Origin of the sequence: Hymenobacter sp. (genome assembly GCF_036388155.1) — a bacterium.
GTDB lineage: Bacteria > Bacteroidota > Bacteroidia > Cytophagales > Hymenobacteraceae > Hymenobacter.
Genome location: NZ_DASVSI010000060.1, coordinates 81480 through 97526, shown reverse-complemented (window position 1 = coordinate 97526; position 16047 = coordinate 81480). Strand labels below are relative to the sequence as shown.

General features: G+C 61.2%; 12 protein-coding genes. 7 read left to right on the top strand and 5 right to left on the bottom strand.

Going from position 1 to position 16047, the window contains the following annotated elements; genetic code table 11:
• Window positions 1-177: 177 nt before the first annotated feature.
• The 3 genes from VF629_RS08645 to VF629_RS08635 all read right to left on the bottom strand — a co-directional run bounded on the left by VF629_RS08645 (window position 178) and on the right by VF629_RS08635 (window position 3752).
• Window positions 178-1308: a TlpA disulfide reductase family protein gene (locus VF629_RS08645; protein WP_331058069.1), complete on the bottom strand. Its 1131-nt coding sequence runs from the start codon at window positions 1306-1308 to the stop codon at window positions 178-180.
• A 530-nt stretch (window positions 1309-1838) separates the two neighbouring features.
• On the bottom strand, window positions 1839-3203 hold the full coding sequence (gene ffh, locus VF629_RS08640; RefSeq protein ID WP_331058068.1) for a signal recognition particle protein: 1365 nt from the start codon (window positions 3201-3203) through the stop codon (window positions 1839-1841).
• A gap of 63 nt (window positions 3204-3266) precedes the next feature.
• Entirely contained in the window at window positions 3267-3752 is a 486-nt protein-coding gene (locus tag VF629_RS08635; protein ID WP_331058067.1) for a hypothetical protein, read from the bottom strand.
• 105 nt (window positions 3753-3857) lie between these two features.
• Between VF629_RS08635 and VF629_RS08630 the strand changes: the two genes are divergently transcribed.
• Entirely contained in the window at window positions 3858-5171 is a 1314-nt protein-coding gene (locus VF629_RS08630; protein WP_331058066.1) for a glycosyltransferase family 4 protein, read from the top strand.
• Window positions 5172-5230: 59 nt separating this feature from the next.
• The gene (locus VF629_RS08625; protein ID WP_331058065.1) at window positions 5231-8629 is read left to right on the top strand and encodes an FG-GAP-like repeat-containing protein; all 3399 of its coding nucleotides are present in this window, start codon (window positions 5231-5233) and stop codon (window positions 8627-8629) included.
• A gap of 80 nt (window positions 8630-8709) precedes the next feature.
• Here VF629_RS08625 and VF629_RS08620 read toward each other — a convergent pair whose 3' ends face one another.
• On the bottom strand, window positions 8710-9645 hold the full coding sequence (locus VF629_RS08620) for a hypothetical protein (RefSeq protein ID WP_331058064.1): 936 nt from the start codon (window positions 9643-9645) through the stop codon (window positions 8710-8712).
• Complete coding sequence (locus VF629_RS08615) at window positions 9642-11114, bottom strand: MBOAT family O-acyltransferase (protein WP_331058063.1); 1473 nt, start codon at window positions 11112-11114, stop codon at window positions 9642-9644. Before VF629_RS08615 ends, VF629_RS08620 begins: the two co-directional genes overlap by 4 nt.
• 244 nt (window positions 11115-11358) lie before the next feature.
• On the opposite strand from VF629_RS08615, the gene pseB reads away from it, so the two are divergent.
• The 5 genes from pseB (at window position 11359) to VF629_RS08590 (ending at window position 16010) form a co-directional block, all read left to right on the top strand.
• Window positions 11359-12378, top strand: coding sequence for a UDP-N-acetylglucosamine 4,6-dehydratase (inverting) (gene pseB, locus VF629_RS08610; RefSeq protein ID WP_331058062.1), 1020 nt, complete (start codon window positions 11359-11361; stop codon window positions 12376-12378).
• Between the two features lie 11 nt (window positions 12379-12389).
• Window positions 12390-13580: a UDP-4-amino-4,6-dideoxy-N-acetyl-beta-L-altrosamine transaminase gene (gene pseC, locus VF629_RS08605; protein WP_331058061.1), complete on the top strand. Its 1191-nt coding sequence runs from the start codon at window positions 12390-12392 to the stop codon at window positions 13578-13580.
• A gap of 89 nt (window positions 13581-13669) precedes the next feature.
• Window positions 13670-14356 carry a pseudaminic acid biosynthesis-associated methylase gene (locus VF629_RS08600; protein WP_331058060.1) on the top strand — a complete coding sequence of 229 codons (687 nt, stop codon included), beginning with the start codon at window positions 13670-13672 and terminating at the stop codon, window positions 14354-14356.
• Window positions 14356-15090 carry a glycosyltransferase family protein gene (locus VF629_RS08595; RefSeq protein ID WP_331058059.1) on the top strand — a complete coding sequence of 245 codons (735 nt, stop codon included), beginning with the start codon at window positions 14356-14358 and terminating at the stop codon, window positions 15088-15090. Before VF629_RS08600 ends, VF629_RS08595 begins: the two co-directional genes overlap by 1 nt.
• On the top strand, window positions 15087-16010 hold the full coding sequence (locus VF629_RS08590; protein WP_331058058.1) for a class I SAM-dependent methyltransferase: 924 nt from the start codon (window positions 15087-15089) through the stop codon (window positions 16008-16010). The genes VF629_RS08595 and VF629_RS08590 overlap by 4 nt, the downstream gene beginning before the upstream one ends.
• Window positions 16011-16047: the final 37 nt, after the last annotated feature.

Sequence of the window (16047 nt, the reverse complement as noted above, 5' to 3'; positions counted from 1 at the left end):
CCCTTACAACCGAAACCCCAAAAATTGCTCCCAAAAGGAAAGCTCGCTTTCGCAGACAATCAGCCTGGCAAATAGTTCGGTTGCATTCACCCAACGCTTACTGGCGAGGATTAAATCAAAAACGGCCCCGACGGTGAGTCGGGGCCGTTTTGTGGCACAGCAGGAGCGCTCAGGAGCTTACTTGATGAACTGGGCCAACGTCGTTTTTAGGGCATCGCCGCGCAGGTTGGTGGCGACAATCTTGCCGCTGGGGTCCACCAGAAAGTTCTGCGGAATGGCCTGCACGCTGTAGCTGGTGGCCGCCGCGTTCTGCCAGCCCTTGAGGTCCGAAACCTGCGTCCAGGCCAATTGGTCGTCCTGAATGGCTTTGAGCCATTTGTCGCGGGCCTTTTCCGTGTCGAGCGACACGCCCAGGATGTCGAAGTTGCGCGTTTTGTACTCGTTGTACACCTTGGTCACGTTGGGGTTTTCCTGGCGGCAGGGGCCGCACCAACTGGCCCAGAAATCGACCAGCACGTACTTGCCGCGGTAGCTACTCAGGGCCACGGCCTTGCCGTCAGGCGTGTTCATGGTGAAGTCGGGCGCCACCGCCCCGATGGCCACGGCCTTCAGTGCCTCCAACTTGGCCCCGTACTTTTTGCCCTCCGGACTGTCTTTCACCGCTGGTGCCAGGGACGCAAACAAGGGCGCAATCTCGGCATAGTTGGGCACCGACCCGCCCACCGCCTTCACCGCGTCCAGGCTGACCATGGAGCCGGTGTTGGCTTTGATAAAGGCCTCATACACCAGGTTCTGCTCCTTGGAAATGGCCTCGTCGCGCGTTTCCATGCTCTTCATAAACTCCGGCGCCTTGCGTTGCTCGGGCGTGGCGGCGCGGTAGTCGGCCATCAGCGCCTTCATTTTTTCGTTGCTGGGCTTCAGCAAGGTTTGCAGCTTCTCGAACTCGGTGGTGAGTTTGGGGCCGGCAATGCTGGCGTGGGCCAGCGAATCGGGACTGGTGAAGGTGATGGTCCCTTTTTCCAGGTAAAACTTCGAGTTGTCGGCTTGCCCGGTGCGCACGCGCATGAAGGCACCTTTCTGCAGGAGCGACAGCCGCGCCTGAACCGGGGAAGCCACGGTGCCCTTCAGCTCGAAACGACCGTTGGTCACGACGGCGGAATCGGTGAAACCGACGTTGGGACGCCACAAATACACTTTCCCCGAAGGAACGGCTTTCCCCAACTTGCCCTTCAACACGAACGGGGCGGGTGCCTGGGCCTGGGCCAGCCAGGGTGCACACAGCAGAAAACCAAGAAGCTGTTTTTTCATAACAGTGGGGCTAATGGCAGCAGTTGAAACAGTCGATGCCGTTTCCAAAGCGCCGCCATGTGGTTGTTGTTTAGGGTAATATTACCCATAGAAAGTCACAACAGCCGCAGCGGGGTTGCGCAGCGCCAGTCCGCCCAATGAAGCGGTTTAGGAAGTGTGTCACTTGCCGGTCCGGCGTCCTAGGCGTCCGACTGAGTGTCGGTACACGGCCGTCGCAGTATCGTGTGTGCGGCAACCGGTCGGACGCCTAGGGCGTCGGACCGGGCGGTGCCAACTTGCTAAAACAGCTTCAATACTTCCGGCTCCGCTCGCCAACGGGCAATAAAAAAAGGACGTCCCAAGGGGGCGTCCTTTTCCATACCAAAACACCTTAAAAAACTATTCTTTCACGATAGGAGCAACAACAATTGCACCAAAAAATTCCGCGAAGAATAATTATTTCTTTTAGTGCTTCATATCAAGCCGGTTAACTCACTATATTTCTTTAAATAAGTCTACTACTTTCCGCAAACGTTGGCGGAGCAAAAAACCTAGCGCATCATGCCGCCCGGGCCGCCTTTCATGCCGCCCATCATCTTCTGCATTTGCGCCAGGCCGCCCTTGGTTTGGCTCATTTTGTTCATGGTGCGCATCATTTTGCGCATGTCTTCGAACTGCTTCATCAGCGCGTTTACTTGCTGAATGTCGGTGCCCGAGCCTTTGGCCAGGCGCTTCTTGCGTGAGCCGTTTATCAGGTCGGGGTTGGCCCGCTCCTGCTTGGTCATGCTCTTGATGATGGCCTCGACGGGTTTGAAAGCATCGTCATCGATTTCGACGTCTTTCATGGCCTTGCTCATGCCTGGAATCATGCCCATCAAGTCCTTGATGTTGCCCATCTTCTTGATTTGCTCCAGCTGCGAGAGGAAGTCGTCGAAGTTGAACTGGTTTTTGCGGATTTTTGCGTTGATGCGCTTGGCTTCGTCCTCGTCGAACTGCTGCTGCGCGCGCTCCACCAGCGAAATCACGTCGCCCATGCCCAGGATGCGCTGGGCCATGCGGTCGGGGTAGAACAGGTCGAGCGCGTCCATCTTCTCGCCGGTCGAGATGAACTTGATGGGCTTCTCCACCACGGCCCGGATGCTGAGAGCCGCGCCGCCGCGCGAGTCGCCGTCGAGCTTGGTGAGCACCACGCCGTCGAAATTCAGGCGGTCGTTGAAGGTTTTGGCAGTGTTCACGGCGTCCTGGCCGGTCATGGAGTCCACCACGAACAGCGTCTCGCTCGGGTTGATGGCCGCCTTCACGGCCTCAATCTCGCGCATCATCTGCTCGTCCACGGCCAAGCGGCCGGCGGTGTCAATGATGACCACCTTCTTGCCGGTTTTGCGGGCGTAGTCGATGGCGTTGCGCGAGATTTCAACGGGGTTCTTGTTCTCGACTTCCGCGTACACTTCCACGCCGATTTGCTCGCCCAGTACTTTCAGCTGGTCGATGGCGGCGGGGCGGTACACGTCGCAGGCCACCAGCAGGGTGTTGCGGCCCTGCTTCTTCACGTAGCTGGCCAGCTTGCCGGCAAATGTGGTTTTGCCCGAGCCTTGGAGGCCCGAAAGCAGAATCACGGCCGGGTCGCCTTTGATGGTGATGTCTTTCTTTTCGCCGCCCATCAATTCGGTCAGCTCGTCGTAGACGATTTTGACCATGAGCTGGCCCGGCGACACGGCCGTGAGCACGTCGCGGCCCATGGCGGCGTCCTTGATTTTGTCGGTTACGTCTTTGGCGACCTTGTAGTTAACGTCAGCATCGACCAGCGCGCGGCGGATTTCCTTGATGGTGGCCGCGACGTTGATTTCCGAGATGCTGCCCTGGCCCTTTAGGGTCTTAATGGCCCGGTCGAGCTTGGTTTGGAGATTATCGAACATTGACCGCAGATTTAACGGATTTTAACAGATTCAAACGGATTATTTGGGGTCCCAACGGCGGGGTTAGGAGGCGTTGCGCAACTGCGCTTCCACGGCCCGCAGGCGGGCGTCGAGTTCGGCGTTGGTGGGCTGGTAGGCCTGTTCCACCCGGGCGAGGCGCAGCTCCGACGCCTGAGTGGCTTCGGTGAGTTGGCCCACGTGGTCGAAGGTGTTGGCCAAGCGGCGGTTGGTTTCCTGAGCTTGCACCTTGATTTCGCGGATATCAGTTTTGACCTCGTGCATGTCATTCTTCATTTCGGTCACCTCGACTTTCAGGGAGGCCACTTCAACGGTGAGGTGGTCCACGCGTTCAGTAAGGTGGTCCACGCGGCCGGTGAGGTGGTCGAGGCGGACGTTGGTTTCGCCTATTTTTCCTTCCAGCCGGCCAAAGCCGTCCACCATCACCTCGGTCAGGCGCTCGAAACGGCGCATGTTTTCTTCGCGGTCCCGGTCGGCAGCGCGCATCGATTCGGCGAGCAGCGCAAGAATTTCGGAATTGCTATCGGCCATGGCGAACAGAGGATGGAAGAATGATTAAAACGTAAAACTACCCATAAAAGCCCGAAAACCGGCAAACGGCGTACCTTCGCGGCCCGCTTTCTGTTTCCGGTTTCCGTGCCCCCCTCCCGCCCGCTGCGCCTGCTCGTCATCACCTATTATTGGCCGCCTTCGGGCGGAGCCGGCGTGCAGCGCTGCCTGAAATTTGTGAAGCACCTGGGGCACTTTAGCGTGGAGCCCACGGTAATTACCGTGGACCCCGCCCACGCCACCTACCCGGTGCTCGACGAGAGCCTGCTGGCCGAAGTGCCGCCCGAAGTGCGCGTCATCCGAACCAAAACCTCGGAGCCCTTTGAGAGCTATAAGAAGCTGACGGGGCGAGCCGTGCCGTATGGCGGCTTCGCCAACGAAGGCCAGCCCGGTCTGATGCAAAAGGCCCTGCGCTTTGTGCGCGGCAACCTGTTCATTCCCGACCCACGCCGCGGCTGGAACCGCCACGCCCTGGCCGCCGTGGAGAAGCTGCTGGCCGCGGGCGAGACGTTCGACGCCGTGCTTACCTCGTCGCCGCCCCACTCCACCCAACTCATCGGGCTGGAATTGCAAAAGCGCCACGGCCTGCGCTGGTTGGCCGACCTGCGCGACCCGTGGACGGACATTTACTACTACAAAGACCTGCACCACACGCCGATGGCCACCTGGCTCGACACGCGGTACGAGCGCCAAGTGCTCACCCAGGCCGATGCCGTGCTGGTGACCTCGCCCGAAACCAAGCGCCTATTTCTGGCCAAACTGCCCGGTCAGCCTTCGGCCAAGTTCCACGTGCTGCCGAACGGCTACGACGAGTCGGACTTTCAGAAGCCGTCCCAGCCGCCCACCGACTGCCTGCGCATCACCCACACGGGCACCATCACGGAGCTTTACCGCATCGAGCGGCTGCTGGAAACCCTCGCCGCTTGCGCGGCTGCGCATCCCGAGGTGCCGCTGCGGCTGCGCTTCGTGGGGCAAGTGTCGAAGGAATTGCGCCAGCAGATAGCACGGGCCGGGCTGCTGCCCATCACGGAGTACATCCCCTTCGTGCCACACGACCAATCGGTGGACTACCTACTCAACGCTTCGGCCTTGCTCATGGCCATTCCGGACGTGCCGCGCAACTTCGGCATTCTGCCCGGCAAAGTGTTCGAGTACTTGGCGGCCAATAAGCCCATTCTGTGCGTGGGTCCCGCCGGCTCCGACGCCGACAACCTGCTGCAGGAGTGCAGCGCCGGCCAGGCCCTGCCCTACCAAGATGCGGGGCTGATGCGCGAAACCCTGGAGGCGCTGATAGCCCAGTGGCGCCTCAATCCCAACCTCGATTTGCCGGCCGTGAGCCACTCCCGCTACTCCCGCCGCGGGCTGGCGGGGGAACTGGCGCGCATTGCGGCGGAACTGTAGCGAAAGCTTCCAAACCAGCACCTTACCTTGTTCCGATTTTCAACGTCTCATTCTACTTTATGACCAAAAAACTCTACACTGCTAGGCTCGCTCTTGCGGCTCCAGTCGTGGGCCTGCTGGCCTTTTCAGCTAGCGCCCAACCTACCGTCAGCTCGGTTGCGCCGGCACCTAATCAAAGTGCCGTCGTTCGCACCAGTCCTGTTACGGTTCGGTTCAGCCATAACCTGACCGCCGGCTCTATGGCGGCGCTCCGGATTTTCAGCAGCCAGCGCGGTGGAATGCGGTCTGGCACCAGCGGGACCGTTACAGTGAATAACGACGCCCTGACGTTTTCTCCATCGGCTGATTTTCGCCCGGGCGAAGTGGTAAAGGTGAGCGTGACTAGGGCAGCCCAAAGCAGCAGCGGTGTCCTGGCCTTGCCGCGCACGTTCCAATTTACGGCAGCAGCCACGGGAGGCTATGGCACCTTCAGCGGTGGCTCGGACCCCAGCGTGGGTAGCAACCCCTACAACGTGACAGTGGCTGATGTCGATAATGATGGCGACCTGGACTTGCTTACCCCCACGTTCGGTGGGGCTTCGGTGAGCGTGCGGATGAACAACGGCAGCGGCGTTTTTAGTGGCGGCACGAACCCGGGCGTGGGCAGCCAGCCCCGAAGCGTGGTGACGGCCGACATCGACAGCGACGGCGACCTGGATTTTCTCACTGCCAACTACAACGCCAATTCCGTCAGCGTGCGCTTCAACAACGGCAGCGGACTGTTCAGCGGCGGCGCGGAATACACGGTGGGCGTTCAGCCCCAAAGCATTACCACGGCGGACGTTGATGGAGACGGCGACCAGGATTTCTTAGCCACGAACGGCGTTGATAATACCGTGACGGTGCGCCTGAATGACGGCAATGGCATTTTCAGCGGCGGCTCGACCGTGAGTGTGGGCACGCTTCCTTTTAACGTACAAACGGGCGACGTCGACGGAGATGGTGATTTTGACCTATTAACCGCCAATTGGGGCGGGGGCAGCAGCACCGTTAGCGTGCGTCTGAATGACGGCAACGGCAATTTCGGCGGCGGCTCGGACCCGGTGTTGGCCAGTCGGCCGCGCTGGGTGTCGCTGGGTGACCTTGACGGCGACGGCGACCTGGATTTGATGAGCGCCAACTATGGCAGCGACAACGCCAGCGTGCGCTTCAACAACGGCAGCGGCACGTTCCTTGGTGGAGCAGAATACACGACAGGCGATGGCCCCAGCAGTATTTCGGCGGCCGACCTCGACGGCGACGGTGACTTAGATATGTCGGTGGTAAACTTTGACTCGAATAACCTGACCGTGCGTTTAAATAACGGAGCCGGAGTATTTGGCAACAGCAGCACGGTGCTCACGGGTACCAATCCAAATGGCATTGCGACGGCCGATGTTGACAACGACGGCGACCTGGATTTTCTGGCGGCCAATTTTGCCAGCGCTGGTGTTAGCGTACGCCTGAATCAGCTCACGGCCCTGCCCGATTTGGTAGTAAGCACACCGCAGAACGTAAGCGGTAACTACGGCAACGTGACCGTAACTGGCCCGGCTACCGGTGGCGCGGGTGTTGCTACGCTAACGGGCTCCCTCACCGTGGCTGGCACTCTCACCGTGCAAGACGGCGGCACCTTGCTGACCGCCTGCCAGCCGCTCACGGGCCCAGGCAATTTCGTGCTTGCAGCCGGAGGAACGTTGGGTATTTGTGACCCTGCCGGCATTGAAGCCACTGGCCCCACAGGCTCCGTTCGCCTGCTGGGCACCCGGACTTTCAGCAACGACGCGAGCTACATCTACAACGGCACCGTGGCCCAAGTAACGGGCGGCGCCCTGCCCAGCCAGGTGCGCAATCTGACGACCACCAACGCCAACGCCGTGACGCTGACCGCCGTCGAAACCGTGATGCAGGCACTCACGATTGGCGCAGCCGGCAACCTCGTGCTCAATAACTTCCCACTGACGCTGCCTTCCAGCGCCACGGGCACGGCCTTGGTGGTGAACAGCAGCACCGGGGTGGTGCAGGGCAATACGGCGGTGGTGCAGCGCTACATCGACCCCGTCAATTCTGGCCTGGGCTACCGCCACTATAGCGCTCCCGTGGCCAGCACCACCGTAGCCGACCTAGCTACGGCCGGCTTCGCGCCGGTGGTGAACTCCGTCTACAACGGCTCGGCCACGCCGAACCAAATCACGCCGTTCCCGACCGTTTATGGCTACGACCAGAGCCGGTTGGCCACCACCAGCAACAACCTCAGCGCGTTCGACAAAGGGTGGGTGTCGCCCAGCAGTACCGGCGACGCCATGGCCGTGGGCCGGGGCTACACCGTGAATATCGGCGGCTCGGCAAAAGTTGACTTTGCGGGGGCGCTCAATGCTGGGGACGTAACGGTGCCGCTGGCGCGCACAACTGGCGCGACGGCGGCCGAGAGTGGGTGGGCCCTGGTGGGCAACCCCTACCCTTCGCCCCTCAATTGGACCCTGGTGGCGGCCGCTGACCGCCCGAACCTAGATGCTTCCATGTACGTGTTTGAGAGCAGCGGGCAGTACAGCGGCACCTACCGCGCCTATGTGAACGGCGTGGGCAGCGGCAACCCGCTCATCGGCTCCAGCCAGGGCTTTTTTGTGCGGGTGGCGGCGGGCCAAACGTCGGGCGGCCTCACCTTCCGCAACGCCCAGCGCGTGACCAGCTACGCCAGCCAGGTGCCTTTCCGCCGTGGCGGGGAGACTCGGCCCCTGGTGCAGCTTGCCCTGCAAGGCAAGACGGGCCCGAGCGACAACCTGTTTGTGTACGCGGAGAACGGCGCTACCAACGGGTTCGACTCGAGCTTTGACGCTACGAAAATGGCCAACCCCAGCGGGCTCAACTTTGGTGCGGCGGCCGGCACCGGCGAGTGGCTGGCCATCAGCGGACTGGCCCAATTCACTTCTGCCACGGCCGTTGGACTGAGCGTGGGCGTGCCCTCAGCGGGCAACTACACGGTGCGGGCCGAGCAACTCCTGAACCTGCCCGCAACCTTGACTGCGTACCTGTTCGACGCAAAAACCGGCCAGCTGGTGAATTTGAGTCAGCAAGGCAGCTACGCTTTTTCCGTGACGGCGACGGAAGCCGCGCAGGCCCAAACCAACCGCTTTGAGCTGCGCTTTGGGCCGGCAAGTGGCCCGCTGGCTTCGGCCTCGGCCCAGTTGGCAGCAGAGGTGGCGCTTTACCCGAACCCGGCCCGCGGGCAATTCTCGGTAACGCTCCCCCGGCAGGCCACGAGCACGGCCGTGCAGGCACGACTTTTCAATAGCTTGGGCCAACAAGTTGGAGCCGATATTTCCCTGGCCCCAAACGGCGCGGCCACGATTGTTGAGGTTTCCCACCTTGCCAAAGGCGTTTATTCCCTGCGCATGCAGCTCGGAACGACGCCGGTTGTGAAACGCGTGACAGTGGAATAAAGAGATATTCAACCTCTTCACTTATTAAAAAAGGGCCCTTTGCTTGAGCAAGGGGCCCTTTTTATTTATTCCTCCAGCAATTAATTTTTGTACAGAACGCGGTTTAAATCGATAGATAATTGCGCGCTGAATGTGGCGCTGGCATCTTTTTGCAGGTGGTTGCCGTCGGTAGTCACGTAAGGCGCGGTGCTGTAATCCAGGTAAGGCACGGCCATGGCTCCGGCGAGCTGACGCATTTGTTGGTCGAAGCCCGGCTGGTAGACTTGCTCTAGTTGCAGCAGCGCGGCCCCAACGGGCATGCGCACCAGGCACACCTTGCCGTGCAGTCTCAATAGCTGCACGGTTTGGCGCAAGGCCGCGAGGCGGCCCGCCGATGGGTGCTGGGCTGCGGCCAGCCGGCGGTAGTCCTGCAGCTTGCGGGCGGTGCGGGCCCGCACCTGCGCACTGTCGGTGCCGATGTTGACTTCCAGCCAGCCGTCGGGGTGCAGGCGCTCGGTCGCGGTGGCAAAGTCGAGCAGTAGCCGGTAGAGCGGCTTGGTTTGGTAGCGCGCGAGGTAGGGTAAGTTGGGATTCTGGCTTACTTGGTCGAGCTGGCCGATGAAGGAGTTGTCTTCGGGGTACACTCCTTCCGGACCGTTCAGCGACAACGACCACGGGTCGACGGCCACGACGAACAGGCCATTGAGCACCTCTGGCCGCAGCTTGCGCTGAATGCTGCGCAAATACGCCGGCCCGTAGGGCGAATGCGTGAGGGTGAAAGCGTAGTTGAGCAGCGGGCCCGCGTATTGCCCAGCTAACCGCTGGTTCAGCACCGATGGCCGAATGCCTTGCGCCGCCCGCGACGTTCCCAGAATCAGCGAGCCGGCCTGCGGACTGGTGAAACGGCCGTAAAAAGCATCGACACGGCCCCGCAACACCACCGGCCCCAAGGCCAACGCCCCCACCAACGCCGCCACCAGCAGCAGCGCCAACCGCCCCAGCAACTTCCTAACGGCTATGGCTTCCGGCCTTTTCAAAATTGAAAGTAGATGAAGGAGGTGCTGTTGAAAATGCCCAGGTACAGGATAAGCAGCACTAGGCCAGCATACCCGGCCCACCGCACCACAAACGGCTGGGCCGCCACCCAGGCCTGCGGACTGCGGTTGCGGCCCAGGTATTCTACCATCAGCATGATAAAAACACTAAAAAAGGCCACGGCTAATTCGGGCCGGTAGTGCTGGGAGAAGTCGAGCAGCAACGCACCCACCCGACGAGTGCTCAGGCTGCTCCACCCGCTTGCCAGGTGCTGGCTGATGTAGAGGGCATCGGCCAGCGTGTTGGCCCGGAAGAATATCCAGGCGTAGGCCACGAGCCCGAACGTAACCGCCACGCCCACGGCGCGGCGCAGGGCCGGCCGCCGGGCCAAGCCGGTAGCTTGGGCCAGCCGCTCGCGCAGGGGTCGGGCCCAGGTGCTGAGCACGAGGTACACGCCGTGCAGGCCGCCCCACACCAGAAACGTCCAGTTGGCCCCGTGCCACAGGCCGCTGATGAGGAACACAGCCAGCAGGTTGGCGTAGGCCCGGGCCGGCGCTACCCGGCTGCCGCCCAGCGGGATATACACGTAGTCGCGGAACCAGCTGGAGAGCGAGATGTGCCAGCGCCGCCAGAACTCGGGCACTGAAGCCGACAAATACGGTTGGCGAAAATTCAGGTTGAAGTCGAATCCCAGCACCCGGGCGGCACCGCGGGCCATGTCGGTGTAGCCCGAAAAGTCGCCGTAAATCTGAAAGGTAAAGGCCAGCGTAGCCAGCAGCAAAATGGGGCCTTCATGGTGCTGGCGGGGGTTGTTGAATACCGGGTTCACCAGCAGAGCCAGCCGGTCGGCCACTACCACTTTTTTGAATAAACCCCAGGCCATGAGGCGCAAGCCGCTCACCACGCGCGCATAATCGAAGGCGTGCGTGCGGCGAAACTGCGGCAGCATGTGCCCGCCGCGCTCGATGGGTCCGGCCACCAGCTGCGGAAAAAACGCCACAAACAAGGCAAAACGGCCGAAGTTGCGCTCGCCCTCCAGCCGGCCCTGGTACACGTCGATGATATACCCCACCGACTGAAACGTGTAGAACGACACGCCCACCGGCAGCAACAGCCCCATCACGGGCCCGGCGCCGGTGGGCAGGTGCAGTGCCTCCGCCAACTGCCCCACGGCGTCGCGGAAAAAGTTGAAGTACTTGAAAACGAACAGCGTGCCCAGGTTGCTGGCCAGGCTGAGGTAGAGGTAGGGTTTCCGCTCGCGCTTGGTGGGCAGCTGGCTCATGCGGTAGCCGCTGTAGTAGTCGAGCAAGGTGGTGGCCAGCAAGAGCAGGGCGTATTCGGCCCGCCAGCTCATGTAGAAGTAGTAGCTGGCCAGCAGCAGCAGCGGCCCGCGCCACCGCGGGGCCAACCCAAAGTAAAGCCCGACAACAACCGGGAAAAAGACCAGAAAGTGGAGGGAGTTGAACAGCATTCGAAACGCGGCAGGTGCTCCGCGGGCCAAAGGTCGGGAGCGATGGGCGTTTGTGAGGAACAGCAGTTGCCATCAGTTTGTCATCCTGAGCGCAGCGAAGGACCTTATCAGGTTAGAACGATTGGCAGCAATTAAGTTGCGCCGGAGTGAGAAGGTCCTTCGCTGCGCTCAGGATGACAAACCATGGGATGCCCTAACCCCGCCTGAACTACTTTTGCAGTCCCGTTCTGGCATTTTCTTTTTCATGGCTCTCGACCTCAACCACAAATCCATCCTCGTCACCGGGGGCACCGGCTCGTTCGGCAAGCAATTCGTGCGCACCGTTTTCGAAAAATTCCCGCAGGTGAAACGCCTGGTGGTGTTCTCGCGCGACGAGCTGAAGCAGTACGAGATGAGCCAGGAGTTCAGCCCCGCCAAGTACCCGGCCATTCGCTATTTCATTGGCGACGTGCGCGACGGCGAGCGCCTGCACCGCGCCTGCGAAGGCATCGACATTGTGATTCACGCCGCCGCCCTCAAGCAAGTGCCCGCCGCCGAGTACAACCCGATGGAGTGCATCAAAACCAACATCTTTGGGGCCGAAAACGTCATTAATGCCGCTCTCGACTGCGGGGTGAAAGAAGTGGTGGCCCTGAGCACCGACAAGGCCGCCGCGCCCATCAACCTGTACGGCGCCACCAAGCTGTGCTCCGACAAGCTCTTTGTGGCCGCCAACAACATGAAGGGCGCACGCGACTTGCGCTTTTCGGTGGTGCGCTACGGCAACGTAATTGGCTCGCGCGGTTCGGTGGTGCCGTTTTTCATGCAGCAGCGCCACACCGGCGTGCTGCCCATCACCCACCCCGACATGACGCGCTTCAACATCTCGTTGGAAGAAGGCGTGGACCTGGTGCTCTACGCCCTGGAGCACGCCTGGGGCGGCGAGATTTTCGTGCCCAAAATTCCTTCCTATAAAATTACGGAAGTGGCCCGCGCCATCGGCCCGGAGTGCGAGCAGCGCATCGTGGGCATCCGCCCCGGCGAAAAGCTGCACGAGGCCATGATAACCGAAACCGACGCACTGAGCACCGTGGAGCTGGACCGGTACTACGTCATTCTGCCCTCGATGCCGACCTGGGACGTGGAGAAGTTCATTGCGAATTTCAACGGCAAGCGCGTGCCGCTGGGCTTCCAGTACGACTCGGCCAACAACGAGGAGTGGCTGAATGCCGAGCAGATTCGGGACGAAATTCGGCTGCACGTGGACGCCGAATTTCAAGCTTAAGCAGCCGCGCTATGCCTGAAACCGATTTTCAGCCCACCCGGCCCCTGCCCTACGGCCGCCAGAACATCACCGAGGCCGACATCGCCGCCGTCACAGCTGCCCTGCAAGCCGATTTCCTGACCCAGGGCCCTACCGTGGCCGAGTTCGAGCGGCAGTTTGCCGCCTACGTGGGCGCCAGCTACGCCGTGGCCGTGAGCAACGGCACCGCGGCCCTGCACCTGTGCGCGCTGGCCTTGGATGTGCAGCCCGGCCAGCGGGTTATCACCACGCCGCTTACGTTCTCGGCGTCGGCCAACTGCGTGCGCTACTGCGGCGGCGAAATCCACTTTGCCGACATTGACCCAAGCACCGGCCTCATTGATTTGGCCAAGGTGCGCGCGCTGCTGGAAGCCCATCCCAAGGGCCATTTCACGGGCCTGATTCCGGTTGATTTTGCAGGCTTGGCCGTGGACTTGGAAGCGGCGCGCCAACTGGCCGACGAGTTTGGCCTATGGATTATTGAGGATTCCTGCCACGCGCCCGGCGGCTTTTTCATCGACGCGCAAGGCCAGGAGCAGCGTTGCGGCAACGGCAACTTCGCCGACCTGGCCATCTTCAGCTTTCACCCCGTGAAGCACATCGCCACCGGCGAGGGCGGCATGATTACCACCAACAGCGAGCGCCTGTTTCACCGCCTGCTGCGGCTGCGCACCCACGGCATTACCCGCGACCCGGCCGACCTCCGCCGCGAATCGGAGGGCGGCTGGTACATGGAAATGCAGGAGCTGGGCTACAACTACCGCCTCCCTGATTTCAACTGCGCCCTCGGCCTCAGCCAGCTGGCCCGCGCCAACGAAGGCCTGGCGCGCCGCCGCCAATTGGCGGGGCGCTACGACGCAGCCTTTGCTCAAGTATCGGGCGTCAAGGTGCTGGCCCCCGGCTGCTCCGGCCATGCGTACCACCTCTACGTCATTGAGGTAGCCGACCGCAAAGGGCTATATGATTTCCTGAAAACCAAGCAAATTTTCACGCAAGTGCACTACATTCCCGTGCACCGCATGCCGTACTACGAAGGCTTGGGCTGGCGCGCCGGCGATTTCCCGCTGGTGGAAGAATACTACGCCCACTGCCTCAGCATCCCGCTTTTCCCAACCCTGACCGACGAGGAGCAGGACTACGTGGTGGCATGCATTAGAGAATTCTTAACTACAAACGAACAGTAAATAAGCCCGTCATGCAGCGCGCAGCGAAGCATTTCGCCCGCAATGGCAAATGATTACTACCCCACGCGAGATGCTTCGCTGCGCGCTGCATGACGTTCCGCTTCTTAAATAACTTCCAACCCTTGCAGCACACCCAACAAGAAGATTTCTGGTCCGGCGATTTTGGCCGGGAATACACCGACCGTAATTCGCGCCCGCTGGATGAGTGGAACGAGTTTTACCGCGACCTCTACGGCCACACCAAGCTGGAAATGAACGCGGAGTTTCTTGGCGACCTGCCCCGCGACGCGCGCATTCTGGAGGTGGGCTGCAACACCGGCATGCAGCTGGTGGGCCTGCAGGCGGCTGGTTTCACCAACCTCTACGGCGTGGAGCTGCAGCAGTATGCCGTGGAAAAAGCCCGCGATTTTGTGCGCGGCGTGAACATTCTGCAAGGCAGCGGCTTCGATTTGCCATTCAAAGACAACTACTTCGACGTCGTGTGCACCAACGGCGTGCTCATCCACATTGCCCCCGACGACCTCCCGCGCATCATGGGCGAAATGGTGCGCTGCTCGGGCCGCTACATCATGGGCTACGAGTACTACGCCCCCGAAACCACGCCCATTAAGTACCGAGGCAACGAAGGGTTTCTCTGGAAAACCGATTTCGCACAAGTTTTCCTCAACAACTTCCCCGAGCTGCGCTTGGTGAAGCAAAAGCTCTACCCCTACATCAACGACGCCGAGCGCGGCAACCAGGACGTGGTGTACCTGCTCGAAAAAACCACCGCCTAATGCAGCGCGCCGGCATCATTTCGCAGGTTCGGATGGGCAGCACGCGGCTGCCGAGCAAGGTGCTGCTGCCCGCCGCAGGCCGGCCCCTGCTCGACTACCACGTGGAGCGCCTGCGCCAAAGCGGCCTGCCCGTGTTCCTGGCCACCACCACCGAACCCGCCGACGACGTGCTGGCCACCTACGCCGAAACCCATCAGCTGCCTTACCATCGCGGCAGCGAGGCCGACGTGCTGGCCCGCTACTACGAAACGGCCAAAAAATTTGGCCTGGATGCCGTGGTGCGAGTTACCAGCGACTGCCCATTGGTGGACGGCCACCTGATTGGGGCGGCCGTGACACGGTATTTGGAAGAAAACAACCCGCTGGTTTACCGCTCCAACGCCATTGTCCGGACTTTTCCGCGGGGGTTGGACTTCGAGATTTTCTCCATGGAACTGCTGGCCGAGGCCCACGCCAACGCCACGCTGCCCTACGAGCGGGAGCACGTCACCCCCTACATCAAAGCCAACCCGGCCACGGCGGGCCGCGTGCTTTACCGCGACGAAGTGTGGCCGGGCGGCGACTTCAGCCGCTTCCGCATCACGCTCGACACGGCTGAGGACTACGAGGTGCTGCGTGCCCTGATTGAGCAGCACCAGGCCCACACCCTGAACGCCGCCGACCTGCTGGCCCTGCTGGAAGCGCACCCCGAAATAATGGCCCTGAACGCGCACATCGAGCAGAAAACCACATGACTGTGCCCGATACCCTGCGTCTGAACGAGTTTGGTTTTTACGAAATCAAGCAAAAGCCGACCCCGGACGAATTGCGTGAGTACTACGCCCAACGCTACTACCAGGAAAACCTCACGACCTACCTGCCCAGCTACCCGCCCGAGGAGGTGGAACACATCGAGGGCAAGCTGCGGCTGCGCCACTGGGTACTGGAAAACCTGCCTTCTTCAGTCAACATCGCCGCAACATCGCCGGAACCTGAGCCGGCGGGGCCGAAGTCATTTTTGGACATTGGCAGCGGTGAGGGCTGGGCGCTGGCCTACTTTGCGCGGCTGGGGTGGCAGGTGCTCGGCGTCGACTTCAGCAGCTTCAGCTTGGAGAAATTTCAACCCAGCCTGCGCGACCGGCTCCGGACTGGCGACCTGTATGAGGAGGTGCAGAAGCTGGCCGACGAAGGCCGCACCTTCGACGTGCTGTGGCTGGATAATGTGCTCGAACACGTGCTCGAACCCGCGGACCTTTTGCGTCAGTGCCGGGCTTTGGTAGCCCCGGGTGGGGTACTCGTGGTAGACGTGCCAAATGATTTTTCCGCCTTGCAGCAGCACCTGCTGGACACGGGCAAAATTGACCGGCCCTTCTGGGTTGTGCTGCCCGACCACCTCTCCTATTTCAACCAAGCTGGCCTGCGCAACCTAGCTCTGGCCACGGGTTGGCGCGTTAGTAAAATCATTGGCGACCAACCTATTGACCTGAACTTACTCAATCCCTTGACGAACTACGTCATGGACCGTTCGCTGGGTCGTGAGGCCCACCGGGCCCGGCTTGAACAAGACAATTTTCTGTTGCGCACGGCCTCGCTGCCGGCCGTGGCAACCTACTACGAAGCCTTGGCCGGCGTGGGCTTAGGCCGTAGCATTGTTGCATTTTTGCAGCCAGCTTAGTTGTCAGTTGCTCGTTGTCAGTTGTTAGGTTCTCCTG

What these genes read in the sequence shown, in the direction of transcription:
- VF629_RS08645 (WP_331058069.1), bottom strand. Translation starts at nt 1,308, where the DNA reads ATGAAAAAACAGCTTCTTGGTTTTCTGCTGTGTGCACCCTGGCTGGCC.
- ffh (WP_331058068.1), bottom strand. Translation starts at nt 3,203, where the DNA reads ATGTTCGATAATCTCCAAACCAAGCTCGACCGGGCCATTAAGACCCTA.
- VF629_RS08635 (WP_331058067.1), bottom strand. Translation starts at nt 3,752, where the DNA reads ATGGCCGATAGCAATTCCGAAATTCTTGCGCTGCTCGCCGAATCGATG.
- VF629_RS08625 (WP_331058065.1), top strand. Translation starts at nt 5,231, where the DNA reads ATGACCAAAAAACTCTACACTGCTAGGCTCGCTCTTGCGGCTCCAGTC.
- VF629_RS08615 (WP_331058063.1), bottom strand. Translation starts at nt 11,114, where the DNA reads ATGCTGTTCAACTCCCTCCACTTTCTGGTCTTTTTCCCGGTTGTTGTC.
- pseB (WP_331058062.1), top strand. Translation starts at nt 11,359, where the DNA reads ATGGCTCTCGACCTCAACCACAAATCCATCCTCGTCACCGGGGGCACC.
- pseC (WP_331058061.1), top strand. Translation starts at nt 12,390, where the DNA reads ATGCCTGAAACCGATTTTCAGCCCACCCGGCCCCTGCCCTACGGCCGC.
- VF629_RS08600 (WP_331058060.1), top strand. Translation starts at nt 13,670, where the DNA reads ATGACGTTCCGCTTCTTAAATAACTTCCAACCCTTGCAGCACACCCAA.
- VF629_RS08595 (WP_331058059.1), top strand. Translation starts at nt 14,356, where the DNA reads ATGCAGCGCGCCGGCATCATTTCGCAGGTTCGGATGGGCAGCACGCGG.
- VF629_RS08590 (WP_331058058.1), top strand. Translation starts at nt 15,087, where the DNA reads ATGACTGTGCCCGATACCCTGCGTCTGAACGAGTTTGGTTTTTACGAA.